At 66.7% G+C, this 18441-nt stretch carries 18 protein-coding genes; 9 read left to right on the top strand and 9 right to left on the bottom strand.

What is annotated here, in order from left to right:
• The first annotated feature begins 232 nt into the window (after positions 1 to 232).
• From GN331_RS12260 to GN331_RS12250, 3 genes are all read left to right on the top strand, one after another.
• Positions 233 to 874 (top strand): carboxypeptidase regulatory-like domain-containing protein, encoded by a 642-nt coding sequence (locus GN331_RS12260; RefSeq protein ID WP_156642491.1) that lies wholly within the window; start codon positions 233 to 235, stop codon positions 872 to 874.
• A gap of 4 nt (positions 875 to 878) precedes the next feature.
• Complete coding sequence (locus tag GN331_RS12255) at positions 879 to 3236, top strand: putative bifunctional diguanylate cyclase/phosphodiesterase (protein WP_156642490.1); 2358 nt, start codon at positions 879 to 881, stop codon at positions 3234 to 3236.
• A gap of 62 nt (positions 3237 to 3298) precedes the next feature.
• Positions 3299 to 4441, top strand: a complete 1143-nt coding sequence (locus GN331_RS12250; protein ID WP_156642489.1) for a porin — start codon at positions 3299 to 3301, stop codon at positions 4439 to 4441.
• Here the strand turns inward: GN331_RS12250 and GN331_RS12245 are convergent.
• Genes GN331_RS12245 through GN331_RS12230 form a run of 4 tightly spaced genes read right to left on the bottom strand, consistent with a single transcriptional unit; the run spans position 4432 to position 8506 of the window.
• Positions 4432 to 5010: a DUF2939 domain-containing protein gene (locus GN331_RS12245; RefSeq protein WP_156642488.1), complete on the bottom strand. Its 579-nt coding sequence runs from the start codon at positions 5008 to 5010 to the stop codon at positions 4432 to 4434. The genes GN331_RS12250 and GN331_RS12245 overlap by 10 nt on opposite strands.
• Positions 5011 to 5013: 3 nt before the next feature.
• The gene (locus tag GN331_RS12240; protein ID WP_156642487.1) at positions 5014 to 5700 is read right to left on the bottom strand and encodes a DUF2461 domain-containing protein; all 687 of its coding nucleotides are present in this window, start codon (positions 5698 to 5700) and stop codon (positions 5014 to 5016) included.
• Positions 5697 to 7142, bottom strand: coding sequence for an exodeoxyribonuclease I (gene sbcB / locus GN331_RS12235; protein ID WP_331713469.1), 1446 nt, complete (start codon positions 7140 to 7142; stop codon positions 5697 to 5699). Before sbcB ends, GN331_RS12240 begins: the two co-directional genes overlap by 4 nt.
• 8 nt (positions 7143 to 7150) lie before the next feature.
• Positions 7151 to 8506, bottom strand: a complete 1356-nt coding sequence (locus tag GN331_RS12230; protein ID WP_425489288.1) for an FAD-dependent oxidoreductase — start codon at positions 8504 to 8506, stop codon at positions 7151 to 7153.
• Between the two features lie 122 nt (positions 8507 to 8628).
• Here GN331_RS12230 and GN331_RS12225 point away from each other — a divergent pair, with 122 nt between their 5' ends.
• Positions 8629 to 9036 (top strand): hypothetical protein, encoded by a 408-nt coding sequence (locus GN331_RS12225; RefSeq protein ID WP_156642485.1) that lies wholly within the window; start codon positions 8629 to 8631, stop codon positions 9034 to 9036.
• Between the two features lie 7 nt (positions 9037 to 9043).
• On the opposite strand, the gene kynU is transcribed toward GN331_RS12225, so the two are convergent.
• Together kynU and GN331_RS12215 are read right to left on the bottom strand one after the other, a co-directional pair.
• Complete coding sequence (gene kynU / locus GN331_RS12220; RefSeq protein ID WP_156642483.1) at positions 9044 to 10348, bottom strand: kynureninase; 1305 nt, start codon at positions 10346 to 10348, stop codon at positions 9044 to 9046.
• Positions 10349 to 10360: 12 nt separating this feature from the next.
• A complete protein-coding gene (locus tag GN331_RS12215) occupies positions 10361 to 11377 on the bottom strand; it encodes an amidohydrolase family protein (RefSeq protein ID WP_156642481.1) in 1017 nt (338 codons plus the stop codon).
• A gap of 60 nt (positions 11378 to 11437) precedes the next feature.
• Here GN331_RS12215 and GN331_RS12210 point away from each other — a divergent pair, with 60 nt between their 5' ends.
• On the top strand, positions 11438 to 11866 hold the full coding sequence (locus tag GN331_RS12210) for a hypothetical protein (RefSeq protein ID WP_156642479.1): 429 nt from the start codon (positions 11438 to 11440) through the stop codon (positions 11864 to 11866).
• Between the two features lie 49 nt (positions 11867 to 11915).
• Here the strand turns inward: GN331_RS12210 and GN331_RS12205 are convergent, their stop codons facing one another.
• The 3 genes from GN331_RS12205 to GN331_RS12200 form a co-directional block, all read right to left on the bottom strand.
• Positions 11916 to 12263, bottom strand: coding sequence for a hypothetical protein (locus tag GN331_RS12205; protein ID WP_156642477.1), 348 nt, complete (start codon positions 12261 to 12263; stop codon positions 11916 to 11918).
• Positions 12264 to 12334: 71 nt separating this feature from the next.
• Positions 12335 to 12457 carry a hypothetical protein gene (locus tag GN331_RS16910; RefSeq protein ID WP_269448210.1) on the bottom strand — a complete coding sequence of 41 codons (123 nt, stop codon included), beginning with the start codon at positions 12455 to 12457 and terminating at the stop codon, positions 12335 to 12337.
• Between the two features lie 72 nt (positions 12458 to 12529).
• A complete protein-coding gene (locus tag GN331_RS12200; protein ID WP_156642475.1) occupies positions 12530 to 13279 on the bottom strand; it encodes a hypothetical protein in 750 nt (249 codons plus the stop codon).
• Positions 13280 to 13383: 104 nt separating this feature from the next.
• Here GN331_RS12200 and GN331_RS12195 point away from each other — a divergent pair, with 104 nt between their 5' ends.
• From GN331_RS12195 to GN331_RS12180, 4 genes are all read left to right on the top strand, one after another.
• Positions 13384 to 13632, top strand: a complete 249-nt coding sequence (locus GN331_RS12195; protein ID WP_156642473.1) for a FitA-like ribbon-helix-helix domain-containing protein — start codon at positions 13384 to 13386, stop codon at positions 13630 to 13632.
• Positions 13629 to 14039 (top strand): type II toxin-antitoxin system VapC family toxin, encoded by a 411-nt coding sequence (locus GN331_RS12190; protein ID WP_156642471.1) that lies wholly within the window; start codon positions 13629 to 13631, stop codon positions 14037 to 14039. Before GN331_RS12195 ends, GN331_RS12190 begins: the two co-directional genes overlap by 4 nt.
• A 337-nt stretch (positions 14040 to 14376) precedes the next feature.
• Positions 14377 to 17880, top strand: a complete 3504-nt coding sequence (locus GN331_RS12185) for a cytochrome c peroxidase (protein WP_197427116.1) — start codon at positions 14377 to 14379, stop codon at positions 17878 to 17880.
• 13 nt (positions 17881 to 17893) lie between these two features.
• The gene (locus GN331_RS12180) at positions 17894 to 18418 is read left to right on the top strand and encodes a hypothetical protein (RefSeq protein ID WP_156642467.1); all 525 of its coding nucleotides are present in this window, start codon (positions 17894 to 17896) and stop codon (positions 18416 to 18418) included.
• Positions 18419 to 18441 lie beyond the last annotated feature (23 nt).

Raw genomic sequence — 18441 nt, 5'->3', positions numbered from 1 at the left:
CTATTCCCTATTCCCTATTCCCTATTCCCTATTCCCTATTCCCTATTCCCTATTCCCTATTCCCTATTCCCTATTCCCTATTCCCTATTCCCTATTCCCTATTCCCTATTCCCTATTCCCTATTCCCTATTCCCGCCCCTTGCGACTCTGAACCGGCCCGGAATTCCGTTCACACTGGGCGCCGAAGGCTCGGCTACGCTGCGCCGAGGGGAATGTCGACCGGGGGGACGGCATGCGGCACTGGATGTGCGGGGGGCTTTTGCTTGTTTGCCTGGTGCTCTCGTCGTGGACGAGTGCCGCCGGCTTGTCGGTGCAGGTCACCGATCGCGCGGGCAAGCCCGTCGCCGACGCCGTGGTCACCGTGCTCGGAGCCGGGCCGCGCGCAGTGCCGGCCACGCGCATCGTCGACCAGAAACAACTGACCTTCCTGCCTTACGTCGAAGTCTTCCATCCCGGCGACAGCCTCGTCTTCCGCAACAGCGACGGCACGCGGCACCACGTGTATTCGTTCTCGCCGGCGAAGCAATTCGAACTCGTCGTCGATGCGAACGGACGCTCGGCGCCGTTGCTGCTCGACAAGACCGGCGTGGTCGCGGTGGGCTGCAACATCCACGACGGCATGATCAGCTACCTCTACGTCACCGATGCGCCGTACGCCGCGCGCACGGACGCCAGCGGGCGCGTGTCGTTCGAAGGCTTGCCTGCGGGCGCCTTCGAAGTGCGCGTGTGGCAACCGCGGCTTCCGCCCGGACGACCGGACCTGCGCCAACAGTCGATCGTGCTCGCCGCGCCGGAGAAGAAGACGGTCGTGTTCCAACTGACGTTGCGGCCCGATTCGCGGCGCCAGTTCGATCGCGAGCACACGCACTACTGACGCCATGAACTTCCGCATCCGCCTCGCTTCGTTCTTCGTCGCCGCGCTGGTGCTGGTGCAGGGACTCACGGCGGTGTTCGTCTATCGCGTGACGCGCGCGGAATTGATCGGCGAAGGCCAGCGCCAACTCGACGTCGCCTCGCGCGCGTTCGCCGGTCAACTCGACGAACGCTCAGACCGCGTCGCGGCGAGCGTGCAGGTGCTGGCACTCGACTTCGCGTTGCGCTCGGCGATCGCGCAGCGGGATCACGCCACCATCGTGTCGGCGTTGCGCAACCACGGCAAACGCGTGGGCGCGACGCGGATGCTGCTGGTCGACGTGGACGGCCGTGTCGATGCCGATACCGCGGACAAATTCGCGCAGGGCGCGGCGTTTCCGTTCTCCGACCTCACCGAGCGCGCCCTCGAAGCGCCCGCATCGGCCATCGCCGCGTGGGATGGGCGCGCGTACTGGGTGGTCGTCGTGCCCGTGTCCGCGCCGGACCTGGTCGGCTTCATCGCGGCGGCGATTCCCGTCGATAACCGTTTGCTCGATCGCCTGCAACGCCAGTCGGCGCTGCCCAAGCGCATCGAACTGGCCACGCGCGGCCCCGATGCGCGCTGGCACATCCTCGCGCAGGGCGGCGGCGAAGCGAACGTCGACGTGACGCCCGCACTCGCGGCGCAAGTGCCCGCGCTCGCCACGCGCCCGGTGCTGATCGACGTCGAAGGACGCGATTACGTCGCGCAGGCTGTGTCGTTGTCGCACTCCAAGCAAAGCGCGCCGATCGTCGCGGTGCTCGGCTATTCGGTCGATGCCGCGCTGGAGCCGTATCAGTCGGTGGGGTCGGCGTGGGCCTTGTTGCTCGGGCTCGGCCTGCTCGTCGGCTTGATGGCGTCCTTCCTGATCGCGCGCAGCGTGTCGCGCCCGGTCGAAGCGCTGGCCGACGCCGCGCGACGCATCGCCGATGGCGACGACACCGTCGTCCCGCCGTCGCACGCGCGACGCGATGAACTGGGGCAACTCGGCGGCGCGTTCTCGCACATGGTGCAAACGCTGCGCGAACGCGAGGCGCGCATCCGTCATCAAGCCGGCCACGATCTCGTGACGGGCCTGCCCAATCGCATGGCCGCCGAAACCGCGATCGGCGGTGCGCTCGAAGCCAGTCCTTCGGCGCGCGCGGCATTGCTCATGATCGGCCTTGCGCGGCTGCCGGACATCATCAACACGATGGGCCATGTCGTCAGCGATCGTTTGATGGCCGATGCGGCGCATCGCATCGCGCCGATCGCAGGCGATGGCCTGGTCGCGCGCGCGACGGACGATGAGTTCTCGGTGTTCCTGCCCTCGGCGACGCGAAGCCAGGCGGTCAACGTCGCACTGCGTTTCGTCGAAGCGCTGTCGGAACCGTATCGCGAAGCGGAGTTCACGCTCGATCTCGCGCCCGCCGTCGGCATCGCGCTTTCGCCGATGCATGGCGGCGAAGCGAGCACCTTGCTGCGCCGCGCGGAAGTCGCGTTGCTCGGCGCGATGGGCACCGAGGAACCGGTGGCCGTCTACGACCCCGCGACCGACCCGCATCGCCCCGAACGCCTGTCGCTGATGAGCGATTTGCGCAAGGTGCTTGAAGGCGCGCCGGGCGTGCACGGCGAGCTCGAGCTCGTGTATCAGCCGAAGCTGCACTTGCCGACGGGCCGCATCGACGGCGCCGAAGGCCTGTTGCGCTGGCGCCATCCGGTGGCCGGGCCGCTCGCGCCCGATGCGTTCATCGCGCTCGCCGAAGAGACCGGCAACATTCGCCGCCTCACGCGCTGGGTGCTCGGTGCGGGCATCGAACAGGCGGGGCGCTGGCAAGCAGCCGGCGACGAACTGCGTCTGTCGCTCAACGTTTCCGCACGGGATCTCGACGATGTCGATTTGCCGCGTCGCGTGGCGGGGTTGCTCGCGGCGCATGGTGTGTCGCCTTCGCGCGTCGTGCTCGAAATCACCGAGAGCGCGATCATGGGCAAGCCGGAAACCGCGATCGCCGTGTTGCGCCGATTGGCGGAGCAGGGGATCGAACTGGCGATCGACGATTTCGGTGTCGGCCAATCCTCGTTCGCCTACCTGCGACGCCTGCCCGTGCGCGAACTCAAGATCGATCGCACGTTCATCGCCCACCTGGCCGACTCGCGCGAGGATCGCGCGATCGTGCGTTCCATCGTGGAACTCGGCCACGACCTGGGCTATCGCGTGACGGCCGAAGGTGTGGAGGATGCGCGCGCGATCGACTTGCTGCGCGAGATGCGCTGCGACCACGCGCAGGGCTATCAGGTCGGACGCCCGTTGTCGGCGAGCGCGTTCCTGTCCTTGGTGTCTTCGCGCGCGGGAGTCGAGGCCTGAAGCGCGCGGCGCTACTCGCGCTGGCGACCTGGAGCTTCGCCGCGCAGGCGCAGTCGGTCGACGTGCAGGGCTTCGTGGAAGCACGCGCGACCACCACGCCCGACGAACGCGCGTGGCGCGACGGTGGGTTGGGCAAGACGCGTTTCGGCGACGGCGATGATGCACTCGGTGGAAACGCAGCGCTCAACGTGAGCTGGCAAGCGACCGATTCGTTGCTTTTGTCGGCGTCGGGACAATACGTGCCGGATCTGCGCCCCGATTTCGATCTACTGGATGCGTGGGTGCGGTGGCGTCCGGTTTCGACGACGCAATGGCGCTTCTCCGCCACCGTCGGCATGTTCTTCCCCCCGGTTTCTTTGGAGAACGACGGCGTGGGTTGGACGAGCCCGTGGACGATCACGCCGTCGGCGATCGACAGTTGGGTCGGCGAAGAGTTGCGCGTGTTCGGCAGCGAGTTTCGCCTCGAACATCGCGGTGAAGTCGCGACGTGGAGTGCGCGCGCGGCGCTGTTCGGTCGCAACGATCCCGCGGGCGAGTTGCTCGCATCGCGCGGGTGGGGCACGGGTGATCTCACTTCGGGCCTCGACACCAGCGTGCGCCAGCCCGACGTCTACGCCGACATGGTCTACGCGCCCGTGCCGATGCGCTTCAAACCCTTCGCCGAGATCGACGATCGCCTCGGCATTTACGTCGCGGTGGATCGCGAGGCCGGGGACGATCGCGCGCGCGTTCTGTACTACGACAACCGCACCGATCCGAGCCGCGACATCGAATACGGCGGGCGGGAGGTCTACGGCTGGCACACGACGTTCTGGTCGGCTGGTCTGCAGCATCGCTTCGGTGAATGGTTGTTCGTCGGCCAGGCGATGACGGGCACCACGCGGATCGCACCCGATCCTGCGTCGGTGTTCGACACGGACTTCAACGCGGGCTACGTGCTGGCGACGCGTGCGTTCGGCGCATGGGAACCCGCGCTGCGCATCGATCTGTTCCAAACCTCGCAAACCGCGAACGGTGCGCCAGCGTGGCTCGGCGAGCACGGCAACGGCGTCACCGCCGCGCTCAACTGGCGCCCGAACGACCGCATTCGCCTCATCGGTGAAGTGTTGCGCATCGACAGCGCGCGTGATCAACGCCGGCTCGAAGGCCTGGACGCACGCCAGGTCGACGTGCAGGCGCAACTGGCGGTGCGGTTCTACTTCTGAGTGCCGGCGTTCGCGCCGAGCGGCAGGCGGATATCCGCGAGGCGCCAGCGCAAGCCGTCGCGCTTGAGCACGAACACGACGGGTTTGCCTTGCTCATCGCGGATCGTCGCGGTGAAGCGCGATGCCGACTCGTAACGCATCGTCGCGTTCTCGAGCGGCTTGGTCGGCGGCGTCGCCGGCAACGGTTCGCCTTGTGCATCGACCGGCGGACGTTCGAAGCTTTCCTTCGAGTTCTTCCACAGGCGCTGGCCCTGCATCACGGCGCTGAGCCCGCCGGGGTTGACCATGCCATCGACGAGCCCGTTGACGACGCCCGTGGCCATCGTCAGCGCGATCGCGCCGAAGGGATTGGTCTGCACGTCGGGGCCGGCCTGGCGGATGATCTCGTCGACCATCTGCGCCTTGAGGCTCGCGCGCAAGGTCGGGAAGTCGACCTGTTCGGCCAACTCGCCCGCGTCCTGCGCCTGCACGGCGTGCTGGATCGCGCGGATCGTCATGTACGGCCCGGCGGCCACCCACGCGAACACCAGCACGATGGCGGCGAGGGCGAGCGCGATCCACTTCTTCATGCCTCAGTACTCCAGGTCGAGGGCAGCGCAAAGATAATCGACGAACGGCCCGAGCGCCGCGAGATCCGCGGCGAGCGTCTGCCGCAAACGCGGACCAAGCATCGTCGCGTCGTCGATCCCGCGCTCGGCGACGAAGTTGCGCCGACGAAGATCGTCGAGATACGGAAAGTCCTCGGGATAGCCTTTCGGCGTGCGCACCAGCATCTCGCTGTCATCGAGGTCGAAACGCTTGCGGAACGCCGTTCCGTGCGCCGCGGCTTTCCAACCGGAGGGGTTGTCGACGATGAACTGGCGGATCTGGCGCTGGATCGGCGTCGGCGAATGCCAAACGCCCGCACCGACGAAGCAGCGCCCGGGTTGCAGGTGCATGTAGAACAACGGCGCCTCGACCTGCCGCCCGCGCGCGTGCGTCAACCGCGCGCCTTGCCACGTCTTGTAGGGCGTCTTGTCGTTCGCGAAGCGCGTGTCGCGCTGGATGCGATACAGCGAGCCGCCAACTGGTCTCGGGTCGACACGGTAGTTCGAACTGATTTCCGCGATGACCGGTTCCAGATCGTGCAACAGGCGCTGGAACGGCGCGCGCACGTGCGTGTCGTACTCGGCCTTGTGCGCCAGGAACCACGCGCGCTCGTTGTGACGCGCCAGCCCGCGCAGGAACTTGAAACTGGCTTCGGTGAAATACGTGCTCATGACAATTCGGCGGCGCGCTGCCGCCCCCAGTCCTCCAGGGCGTCGAGGAGCGCGAGTTTCGCGCCATGGCCCGCATGCGCGGCGCGAAACGCGGCGATCTCGGCGAAGAAGCTGTCGAAGGTGTATTCGGACAGGCCCGCGTCGCGCGTCAGGCGCTGGCGGCGGTAGTCGTCCCAACGCACGCGATCGGCCGCGTCCAGCGTCTCGGGCCAATTGCGCGCGCGATAGCGGAACAGCAGCTCGTCCATGCGCGCGTCCTTGAAGTCGAACGCGTGCGCCGCCAGCGACATCGGCGGCAGCGAGCGCACGGCCGCGAACTTGCGCTTGTCGCCATCGCCGATGAAGCCGTTGTAGATCGAGCCATCGACGTCGCCGCCGGCTTCGCGCGCGCGCGCGACCGCATAGACACGACGCACCTTTTCCGCGAGTTCCGGACCCGCATCGCGCAGGACCTGCGCGCGGGCTTCACTCTTCGCGCGATCGATGGACAGGCGCGCGAAGTCGGCTTCACGCAGGTGTTCCCATTGCACGACGATCGGGCAGCGATTGACGTGGATTTCCTTCAGCGCGACGCGAACCGCGCCTTCGGGCAGGTCCGCGCTCGGCGTGTACAGGTGATCGGCGATGTCTTCCGGCGAAAGCGTCAGCAATGCTTCCGGATCCTGGTCGAGATCGAACACGATCACGCGGCTGTCGATCTGCGGATGCCGCGCGATCGGCACGACCGGCGCGCTGCTCATGCGAATCGCGGGGAAGCGTTGCGAGACGTGCAGCACCGGTTGCATGCGGACCGGATCGACGAGTTGCGCGACGTAACGCTTGTCGCGCAAACGCAAGGCGTAATCCCACAGCTTCGGCTGCGCCTGCTTGAGTTTGCGCGCCAGGGCCAGCAACGCCAGCACGTCGGAGAGCGCTTCATGCGCCTCGCCTTCGCGCACGTTGTTCGCGTTGGCCAGATGTTCGAGGCGAAACGACACGCCCCCATCGTCGCGTAGGGGCCACGCGATGCCTTCGGGGCGCAGCGCATACGCCATGCGCAGGACGTCGAGCAGGTCCCAGCGCGAATTCCCGCCGCGCCACTCGCGTTCGTACGGGTCGTAGAAGTTGCGGAAAAACCCGCAGCGCACGAACTCATCGTCGAAGCGCAGGGAGTTGTAACCGAGCGTGCAGGTTTCCGGCCGCGCCATCTCTTCGAAGATGCGCGCGAAGGCGGCGGCTTCGTTCACGCCTTCGGCCAGAGCGCGCTGCGGCGTGATACCGGTGATGAGCGTGGCGGCGGGCGAGGGCAGCAGATCGTCGGCCGGTTGCACGAACAGGCTGATCGGCGGTTCGATCGCGTTGAGGTCGGCGTCGGTCCGCAGCGCGGCGAACTGCGCGATGCGCGTGCGACGCGGATCGCCGCCGAAGGTTTCCAGATCGTAGAAGAGGAAGCTGGCCGCCACGCGCGCCGTCAGCCTTCGACGGGCAACGGCGGAAGGCGACGCTCGACTTCGGCGTCGAGCCACGCGCGATCGATGCCGTCGAGCGAAGCGCGCCCCTTCGTGGCTTCGATCAACAACTCGCGCTGCAGGCGGCCCCGTTCGAAGGCGACCGCGTAGGGCAGGCGACGGAAGGTCACCATGCCGTAGCGCGGGACGAAGCGCGTCGGGTGGCGCTGCGCCAGTTCGCGTTCGAGATCGCGTTGCAGCAGGAAATCCTGCTCATCGACGCGTGCGCGCATCTCCAGGTAGTTTTCCAACGCCATCGCCTGGATCGCGCGCGCATTCGGCAGGCGCTCGGCTTCGAACGCGGCGAAGGCCTGCGCGAGGTCGGGCGTGCGTTCGAGATGATCGGCGAGCGCGACGCAATCTTCGAACGCGCAATTCATGCCCTGGCCGTGGAACGGCACCATCGCGTGCGCGGCGTCGCCGAGCAGCACGGCGCGGCCGTCGATGTGCCAGCGATCGAGGTATAGCGTCGACAACTGGCCGACGGGGTTGTGTTCGAAATCGGCTTCCAGATCCGGGATCAGCGGAACGGCATCGCTGAAATCGCGCTCGAAGAAGGCGCGTGCGTCGGCACCGGTGCGAACGGTTTCGAAACTTGGATCGCCCGACAAGGGCAGGAACAAGGTGACGGTGAACGTGCGCTCGTCGTTCGGCAACGCGATGCACATGTAGTGGCCGCGCGGCCAGATGTGCAGCGCGTTGGCTTCGATGCGGAAACCGCCGTCGGGTGCGGGCGGGATCTCGAGTTCCTTGTAACCGTGGCCGAGCGATTCGATGCGTTCGCCCAGGTTCTCGCGTTGCTGCATCGCCGTGCGCAGTGCGGAGCCCGCGCCGTCGGCGCCGAGCAACGCGGTGAAGCTGTGTTCGGTGCGTTGCGTCGTGGTGTCGTCGACGAAGGTGGCGCGCAGTGCGTCGAAGTCGACGGTGTCGAGGCGGCGATCGAAATGCAAGCGCGCACCTGCACGCTCCGCGGCATCGAGCAAGGTCATGTTGAGCTCGGCGCGACTGACCGACCAGATGACTTCCGAGTCGTCCTTGCCGTAACGCAGCAACTGTTGACCGCCGTCGGTCGAATGCACCATGCGGCCGCGCATCATCACGGCCTTGTCGAGCACCGCGCTGTCGGCACCTGCGGCGCGCAGTGCATGCAATCCGCGCTCGGCGAGTGCGAGGTTGATGGAACGCCCGCCGATGAAGCCCTTCACGCGCGGATCGCCGCGGCGTTCGAACACGTCGACGGACCAACCGCGTTGCGCCAGCAGCGTGGCGAGCAGGCCGCCGGCAAGGCCGGCGCCGATCAGGGTGAGGTGGCGAGTCATGGTGCCCAATGGTGCCAGTGAGTCCGCGCGGCCGCCATCGGCGTCCGGCGGCAGACTTTCCGAATGCACCTCATGCGGGGGTGCGTTGCAGACTCGGGGCGTCGTAAACACCGGAACGTGTCATGCACATCGCCACCGAAGACCAGATGCTCGACCTCACCAACACCTTGCTCGGACTGGCCGCGACCAAGCTGTCGGAAGGGCGATTCGAGATCTTCGGCCTGGCCGTGCAACTGGATGGAGAGCTGGCGCACATTTCCTCCCGCGACGAAGTCGAACCCACGATCGACGGCATCGCGGCCACGTGCAAACGCGTGCAGGCCGCCTGCCTTGCGTTCGGGATCTTCGCGATGGTCGAAGTGGAGGGAATGCCGGACGCATGCCTTTTCACGATGGCCATCGAACAGCGCAGCGCGGGTGCCGTCTGCTCCTATGGCCTCATCGCGAAGGGACCGGACGGCCTGTACGACGTCGAGGCCGGACACCACGTGCCCGCGACGCCCAGCTTGTTCGTCAAGGTCCATCACTGAGGGCGCGTCAGCCTTCGCGCCAACGCGATACTTCCATCGCGAACCGCAGGATGTCCTCGCGCGTGTTGTACAGCGGCGCCGGCGAAATGCGGATGACATCCGGCTCGCGCCAGTCGCCCAGCACGCCGCGCGTGGCGAGGAATTCGAACAGATCGCGCCCGGCCGCGCGTCCCGACAAGCCGCGGCCCTGCAGCACGCGAATCGACAACTGCGCGCCGCGACGCGCGCTTTCGCGCGGGGTGACGATCTGCAGCGTGTCCGACAGACGTGCGCGGATCAGCGATTCGAGATAGGTCGTCAGGTCGATCGAACGCGCGCGCAACCGATCCATGCCCGCGCGCGCGAACACGTCGAGCGACGCGCGCAACGGTGCGAGACCGAGAATCGGCGGATTGCTCAACTGCCAACCATCGGCGCCCGGTGTCGGAACGAAGCGACCGTCCATGCGGAAGCGCGAGGCCTGGTCGTGGCCCCACCAACCGGCGAAACGCGGGCGCGTCGTGTTCGCGTGGCGCGCATGCACGAAGCAGCCGGCCACCGCGCCCGGCCCGGAATTCATGTACTTGTAGTGGCACCACACGGCGAAGTCGGCGTCGCTGTCGTGCAGTTGCACCGGCAGGTTGCCCACCGCATGCGCAAGATCGAATCCGACGATCGCGCCGGCCGCGTGTCCGAGGCGTGCGATCTCCTTCAGGTCGAAGGCTTGCCCCGTGCGGTATTGCACGCCGGGCCACACGATGGCGGCCAGGCGCGGGCCGTGTTCGGCGATGGCGCGTTCAATCGCGGCCATCGAGAACGTGCCGTCGGCTTCGTCGGGCTGCAGCTCGATCAGGTCGGTCGCCGGGTCGAAGCCATGGAAGCGGACTTGCGATTCCAGCGCGTGGCGATCTGAAGGGAATGCACCTGCTTCCATCAGGATGGCCGGCCGCTCTTGCGTGGGCCGATAAAAGCTCACCAGCATCAAATGCAGGTTCGTCGTCAGCGTGTTCATCGCGACGACTTCCGAAGGCTCCGCACCGACGACACCCGCGAGCGCGTCGCGCACGAGCCCGTGATAAGGCATCCACGGCGCGGGTTCGAGGAAGTGGCCTTCGACGGCTTCGCGTTCCCACTTGTCGAGCACTTCCTCGACCATCGCGCGCGCACCCTTCGGTTGCAGGCCGAGCGAGTTGCCGCAGAAGTACGCCTGCGGCGCGCCCTCGTGGGCGGGGATATGGAAGTCGTTGCGGAAATCGCGGAGCGGGTCGGCGGCGTCGAGCGCGCGAATGCGGTCGACGTCAAAGGCCGCCGATAAAGACAGATCGTCAGTCATGGGGGCAAGTGTTCAGGCGTTCTGGAAGCGCGAGGCGTGCAGCCCCAGCCATTCCAGCGCGGTGCCGTGGTAGAGGCGGGCCTGCTCTTTTTCCGACAGGTCGAGCGCGGCGATGCCGGCGCCCGGTTCCTGTTCGCCGAGCGGGAAGGGGTAGTCGGTGCCGAGCATGATGCGATCGGCGCCGCAGGTGTCGATCAGGTATTGCAGCGCGCGCGGATCGGCGACCCAGGAATCGAAGTACAGCCGCGAGAGGTATTCGCGCGGATTGCGGAAGTTGTCGGTGGCGACGAGGTCGGGCCGCATGTTGAAGCCGTGTTCGATGCGCCCGATCGTGTACGGGAAGCTGCCGCCGCCGTGCGCCATGCAGATGCGCAGGTTCGGCAGGCGTTCGAGCACGCCGCCGAACACCAGGCAACACGCGGCGCGCGATTGTTCGGCGGGCATGCCGACCAGCCACGGCAGCCAATACTTGGGCATCGAATCGGTGCCCATCATGTCCCATGGATGCACGAGGATCGCAGCGCCGAGTTCGCTCGCTGCTTCGAAGAACTCGAACAATTCCGGCGCGTCGAGATTCCAATCGTTGACGTGCGAACCGATCTGCACGCCCTGCAGGTCGAGCTGGTCCATGCAGCGTTCGAGCTCGCGCACGGCCAGCGACGGCGATTGCAGCGGAACGGTGCCGATGCCGGCGTAATGCTTCGGATACGCGCGGCAGGCTTCGGCGGTGTGGTCGTTGAGCGCCTGGTGCAGTTCGAGCGCGTGGTGCGGCTTGGCCCAATAACTGAACATCACCGGCACCGTGCTGATCACCTGCACCTGCACGCCGAAGCGCGCGTAATCGTCCAGGCGGATCTTCGGGTCCCAGGTCTTCGGCCAGATTTCGCGGAAGAACTTGCCGTCCTTGTAGATGCGGTGCCGGCCGTCGTCGCCGTGGTGGATGACGGGAAAGCGCAGGTCGCCGTACTTGGCGGCGAGGTCGGGCCAGTCGCGCGGCAGGAAGTGGGCGTGGGTATCGATCTTGAGCATCCCGCAAGCTTACCGGACGCACCTGCGCCGGGCGCGTTCGGACGGCATACTTGCGACCGTATGGCTGACTCCGCGCGGGCAAACTGGATCGGATGTGCCGTGCTGCTGGCGGCGATGTCGGCGGTGCCGGCGCACGCCGCCGTGATCGCGACCGCCGCCCGCAAGGACGGTGCGTCGATCCGCCTGACCGACGAAATGCCGGCCGCCTGCAACCAGGCCAGCTTCCATGGCGGCGCCCGCATCCAGCGTGCGGGCAAGGTGCAGCAGGGCTGTTGGGCGTTCGACTGGAAGACGCGCGTGTTCCTCGTCGTTCCGCTGAAGCCGCGGACGGTGACCGAAGGCGTCGTGCAGGGCGTGACCCGCATGCTGGATGGCGAAAGCGCGGCGGCGATGCGCGAGTTCCAATCGCGCGACACGCTCGACCAGAAGAATGCGATGCGCATGCGGGCAGATGAATTCAAGTGGGCCGACAAGAAGAAGGTCGGTTAGATAATCGCCGCCAATTCAATGGTTTGGCGCATGTACTTCTCGCAGCGTGTCACGCGCCCCTGAGCGGAATCCGACGGAAGAGCACCGTCTCGTTCCGCTCGCCCGGCGACAGCGTGACCGCGTCGCGCCAGCTGGCGGTCTGCGGGAAGGCCGACACCATCGCGGCCTCGAGCGCATCGAACCCCGAGCGCGTATCGCCGATCACCATGCAGCGCTCGCCGACGGTGAAGGCCAGGTGCGCCTCGTCGGTCGACACGTGATCGCACATCCACGCGCGGATCTCGCACACGGTTTGCCAGGGGACGAAGACCTCGCCGCAGGAAAAGCCGTGCGAGGTCACCGTGACCGGCGAGTCGACCGACGTCCTGCGCGTCTTGAGCGTGTGGATGGTGCCCATCGTGCATCCCGTTGTGTCCCCCTCTACACGGATGAGGGGAACGCAATCGGACATGCGGCGATGGCCCGCGCTCAGGGATTGAGGCAGAACGGCGCGAAGGTGTCGCATGTCCTGCTCAGCGGATACCACGCCTCGCAGGTGTACGGCGCGCCCGGTGCGCACATCGAGAGCATCGGCACGCAGGTCGCCTGCAAGCGGGGCTCCGCGGAGTTCGTGACGTTCGATGGCTTGGTGCGGCAGTTCACCGGGAAACGCATCGGCAGTTTTCAGGGCGACGGGATGTCGATCTGGCCCGCGGGCGCTTCGTCGCCGGGGGATGCCGCAATGGGTGCCGGCGCTGGCGTCGGCGTCGGCGCCGCTGTCGATACCGGTGACTTGCGATCGACATCGTCCGCCCACTTGCGCATCGCAGCCGCCATCTCGGGGCTCACGTCGTTCTCGCGGATCGTGCGTTCGATCAGTTCGCGGCGCGTGTGGTTGATGTCGACCGTCGGCGTCGCGACCTCGGGCCGCGGGTCGGATGGGACGGCGTTGACGCCGATCTCCCCCATGGGCGCAGCGATTTGCGCAGGCGGCATGCGTTCAGTTTCGACGACGACGCGCGGCGCCGGTGCCGCCTGCACGGGCTGCACTTCGCGTGGCGCCACGCGCGGCTCACCGAGCATCGCGCCGCGACGCTCCTCCAGCCATTCGAACAACTGCGCATCCGCCTTGGCGAAGCAGGCCACGTCCGTGAGCTTCGCGCGGATCTGGTCGTTGCCATCGAACACGCCGGGCGTGTAACCCGCGGCGCAGTCGAGTGCGCGCCGTTCCATGCGATCGCGCAACTGCGCGTCGAGCGCCACAGCATCCATCTTCTGCGCGCGCGCCGCATCGAACATCGCTTTCTGGGCAGCCGTGACATGCGGGGCCGGCGGCAATGCGGCGTTGATGCGATCGGCAGGCGCGACGTTGCAGCCGGCCAGCGAAAGTAACCCGGCGCACGAAAGCGTGCGCACGATCGATCGAAGCGTCATTCCCTGATCCCCTGGTTCCCCGAGGCGAAGTCTAGACAAATCATCCGCACGGCGTGATGTGCTAGCATTGCTGTCATTGCGATCAGTGCCAGCGAGGTCCCCCGATGAGCACGCTCACCATCCGAAACCTTCCCGACGACGTGAAGTCGCGCCTGCGGTTGTCCGCGGCGGCCAATGGTCATTCGATGGAAGAAGAAGCCCGCGCCATCCTGCGGCGTGCGCTGACGACCAAGCAGGCAAGTCGCGGCGGTTTGGGTCAACGGATCCACGCGCGATTCGCGAAGTTGGGTGGCGTCGAACTGGAAACGCCCAAGCGCACCGAGCGCGCGCGTGCGCCACGCTTGCGCACATGATCGCGCTGGATACCAACGTCGTTTCCGAACTGATGCGTGCCTCGCCCGACGAGCGCGTGTTGCGTTGGGTCGATGCGCAGCCGCCCGAGTCGCTGGCCGTCACCGCAGTGACCGTTGCCGAACTGCTGTACGGCATCGCGCGTCTTCCCGCGGGTCGCAAACGCAAACAGCTCGAAGCCGCGGTGGCCGAAACACTCGAAGAAGATTTCACGATCCTGCCGTTCGACGAAGTCGCTGCCGTCGACTACGCGACCATCGCCGCATCGCAGGATCTGCGTGGCCGCAAGGTCGCGATGGCGGACGCGATGATCGCGGCGACCTGCCTGTCCGCAGGCGCGATGCTTGCGACGCGCAACACCAGGGATTTCGTCGACCTCGGCATCGAGCTGGTCGATCCCTGGCGCTGAAGGCCGAGCGACACCGAAGCTCTTCGCTAGTGGCTCCGACCGACGGCTGCGGTCGCACACAATCCCCGAGGCGCGCAATCCCGCATTCAGGTGAAAAGGCGGAAAACACTTCCGCCTTTTCATGCGGATTTGCTGTCCGGCTTGCCGGATGCGCGTCGTTCGAACTTTGTGGACACACGCGCATCACCGTGCGTTAGCACATGACGCTCACGTGCTTGCGCACACGATGCGACAACGTCGCCAGGAAACGTTGCGGCCGCACGCACATTTGGCTTCATCCACATTTGGTGAAAGCAGGGGGCGTGCCCGCGACGCCAAAAGGCGCAAGGGCAGGGACATGGAAAAGCATCGCAGCGTAGTTGCGTTTTTCCTGATGTGCGGCGCCGGCGCGCTGCTGGCGGCGGCCGGCGATACGCTGACCACGCCCGACAACGGCATCGTCGCGGACTTCGCATTCCGGCCGACGATCCCGATGCAGTCGCTCAAGCAAGTGCCGGTGTGGAGCGAGATCGAACAGCTGCTCGATTCGCCCAATGCCATTGCCGCTTGTCCGCCCGATGGCATCGGCCAACCGATGCTCGGCAATGCACAGGGTTACGCCGCGCGATGCGCGACCGTGCAGCGCCGACGTTCCTATCTCCCTGCAGGCTGCACCTACGACCCGTCGACCGGCTTGCCGCCGTGCAACGACGCGCTGCTGCCGCGCCTGGTCGTCCATCCGCTCAACTACAACCCGGTGACGGGTGAGCAGACGCGCATTCTCGACCCGGCCTTCCCGGGCGTGGGGAGTTTCGCCAATCGCGGTCCGGTGTCGTCGGGCGCCTCGCGCATTCCCAATGGCACGCGGACGGTGGTCGATTACAACAGTCCGCTGCGCAACGATGGCGGCGATCCCGGCGAACCGGCCGGCTATTCCGTTCCCGGCGTCTGCGGCAACGATCCGGTCGTCGGCTTCACCGAAAATCGCACGGCCTGCGCGAACAACACCGGCCGCCTGTTCGATCCGACACGCCTGGCCACGGGCCAGCCGCGTGGCGTTGTCACGCGACTGCGCAAGCCATCGGTCTTCGGCAACTACCTGCTCAACACCACCGCCGCGATCTCCGGACGCGGGGGCACGACGTTCCCGACGAATCCGAGCGACTACGTGCGCGATTCGAACATGGCCACGGCACTGGGCAAGGCCCTGTTCTGGGACATGCAGTTGGGCAGCGACGGCGTGCAGGCCTGCGGGTCGTGCCACTTCAATGCGGGCACCGACGACCGCGTGCGCAATTCGATCAACCCCAACCACCTGGGCGGCGACACGCGCCTGGAGATCTTCCGCAACCGCCACCTCGACACCGACGAAACCGCGGCCGACCAGGACGTCAATCGCGATCTGGAACGCGTCGACTGGCCGACGCATCGCCTCGCCAACCAGGGCATCCCGGGCGAGCCGCTGATCAATCCGAACAACAATATCCGCGACTCCAACGATGTCATCGGGTCGATGGGCGTGCGCCTGCGCAACTTCACCGACATCCCGGCGCCCGGCGCCGCTGCATTCGCCGCCGCGAACAACGGCGTCAGTGCGTTGCTGCCCGAGATCGGCGTCGTCATCACCGACGAGATTCCGCTGTATCGCAACAAGCGCCGCGTCGAGCCACGCAACACGCCGTCGATGATCAATGCGGCGTTCTATTACGACAATTTCTGGGATGGGCGCGCGAGCCACGACTTCAACGGCGGCAGCGTGTTCGGTGCGACCGATCCGCAGGCGCACGTGTTCGTCGATTCGGGCGGCGCGCTGCAACCCACGCGCCAGATGATCCGGTTCTCGTCGATCGCCTCGCAGATCGTCGGCCCCGCGTTGTCGGACTTCGAAATGTCCTATCGCGGCCGCAGTTGGCCGAAGATCGCCAAGAAGCTGCTGCAGGGCAATGGCACGGCGGCATTACCGAACGTCACGCCGCTCGCCAACCAACTCGTGTCGACCAGCGACAGCGTGCTCGGGCCGTTCTCGAACCAGGGCGGCTCGCGCTGCAGGGCGCTCGGACGCGCGACGGCGAACGGACGTCCCGGCCTGTGCATGACGTATCGCGAAATGGTGCAGACCGCCTTCTTCCCGGCGCTGTGGCAGAACACCGGGCAGCATCTCAACGGCGCGGTGCGCAATTGCACGAGCGCGGTCAACGGCGTGGTCACACCGGCCGGTTGCGATCCGTTCGACGGCTTCGTGCTTAGTGTCGCGGCCGGTGCGTCGGCGGCGACCAATCGCATGCAGTTCACGCAGATGGAAGCGAACTTCCCGTTGTTCGCGGGCCTGGCGATGCAGGCCTACATCGAGATCCTGATTTCCGACGACACGCCGTTCGATCGCTTCCTGGATCGCAATCCGCAAGCGTTCGTCGCGTTCACGCAGAACATGTCGAACTGCGTGAACACCGGCAATCGCCAGCCGTGCATCACGGTCACCGAAGGCTTCACGCGCGCCGTGCCGGCCGACCCGCGCGACGATCGCCTGCGCGGCGTGGACATCTTCTTCGGCACCAACCTCAGCGGACGCAATCCGAATTTCCAGAATGCGCGCTGCGGCAACTGCCACGCCGGCGGTTTGATGAGTTCCAACAGCTGGCTCCACACCAGCCGCCTGACGATGCAGGACTTCGTGCCCGAATTCTCGACGCCCGGCACCAAGCTCGCGCGCCGGCCGATGGGCATGCCGCGCCTGGTCACGGGCTTCCAGCTCGAAGCGTTGGTGACCGGCAATGCGGGCGCGGCGCTGCGTCGCGACTTCATCAGCCCGCGCTTCGGGCTCGACGCCGACGGGCAATCGCGCCCGGCGGGTGCGGCGTTCTTCGATACCGGCATGTACAACATCGGCGTGCGGCCGACCGACGAAGACGCGTTGCGCGGCGGCAACGATCCCTGGGGTTGGCCGCTGTCGCTGGTCGCGTTGCAGTTGAAGAACCTCGGTGGACCGGCCGTCATCCCGGGTACGCGCCTGCCGACCTTCAACCCGAACGCGACCGCCGATTGCAACCCGCGTTGCACGACGGGCGGTTTGTTCGCGCGCACGGCGCAGGACCAGAACATCAATCCGGGCTTCAGTTCCACCGTCCTCAACCCGCGGTTGCCCGTCTCGATTGCGCAATTCATTCCGGGCTTCATGCTCGGCAAGGCGCATCCGGTGTTCGACGAGGTCGACAACGGCCTGAACACGGTGACCACCGTGCCGTTGCAGGACGGCTTCCTCGACGTGCGCGGTCCGTTCAATCCGCGCGCACGCCTCAACCAGCAAACCAATGCGGCGCAAGGCGCGTTGGCGGGCACGTTCCCGAACGTCAATCGCATCGGTGGTCTCGGCGGTGCGAAGGTGCCGGGATTGCGCAACCTCGAACTCACCGGCCCGTACTTCCACAACGGCGGCAAGGTCACGTTCCGCCAGGTGATCAATTTCTACGCGCATGGCGGCGATTTCCCCGTCACCAACGCGGCGATGAAGGACGCGCACATCGTCGACCTCGATCATGAAGTGCCGATCGTGTTGAGCCCGAATGAACGCAATGCGCTGGCGGCGTTCCTGCTCGCGCTGACCGACGAGCGCGTCGCGCACGAACAGGCCCCGTTCGACCGGCCCGAGTTGTTCATCCCGGTCGACGGCCGCGCGCCGGACAACACGGGCGGACGCGCACGCATGATCACGCAGACGACCACGACCAGTACGTGCGGCGCGGCGATCTGCTTCCGTCGACTGGCCGCGACGGGCGCGGCCGGCCATGCGGCGCGCGTGCCTGCGTTCCTCAACGTCCAGCGCGTGCCGACGCCCGGCGTGAACAACGACATCTTCGACCAATAACGCAAGGGCAGGGATGCGCACCACCGGTCGGATCGCCGTCGCAGTGGCGTTGTTGGTGGTGGTGTTCGCCATCGCCAACGGCGTGCGCAAGCAACGGCTCGCGCAGGCGCCGCCCGCGCCCGCGAACGTGGGCGCGCCCGCAACGCAACCGCAGGCGCCGCCGCAGCCCGCGCAACCGAAACAACGCATGGTCGTCGCGTTCAAGATCGACCCCGACCTGATGCGCGGGAGTTTCCTCGGCGAACGCTGGGTCTCGCCGCCGACCTTCGCATTCGCGCAGCCCGGCAAGCAATACACGACGCACGCGAAGCTGCAGACCGTCAACGACGACGGCACGCGCACCGACCTCAGCGGCGATTGGTCCACGAGCGATCCGAACATGATCGCGATCAGCCACGACCAGGCGGGGCAGGTGACCATCGTCGTGCGCGAACCCGGCGAAGGGCAGCTGGTCGCCGCGGCGGGCGGCCAGCGCAAGGTCCTGCAGGTGCGCGCGACCCGGACCGACGACGCGATGGAGGTCGCGTTCGTGCAATAGCTTGCGCGGACGCGCCGGGCCGT

It is taken from the genome of Noviluteimonas gilva (genome assembly GCF_009740395.1).
Taxonomy (GTDB): domain Bacteria; phylum Pseudomonadota; class Gammaproteobacteria; order Xanthomonadales; family Xanthomonadaceae; genus Noviluteimonas; species Noviluteimonas gilva.
The sequence above is the reverse complement of the archived record's forward strand: the minus strand, read 5'-3'. Positions and strand labels throughout refer to the sequence as shown.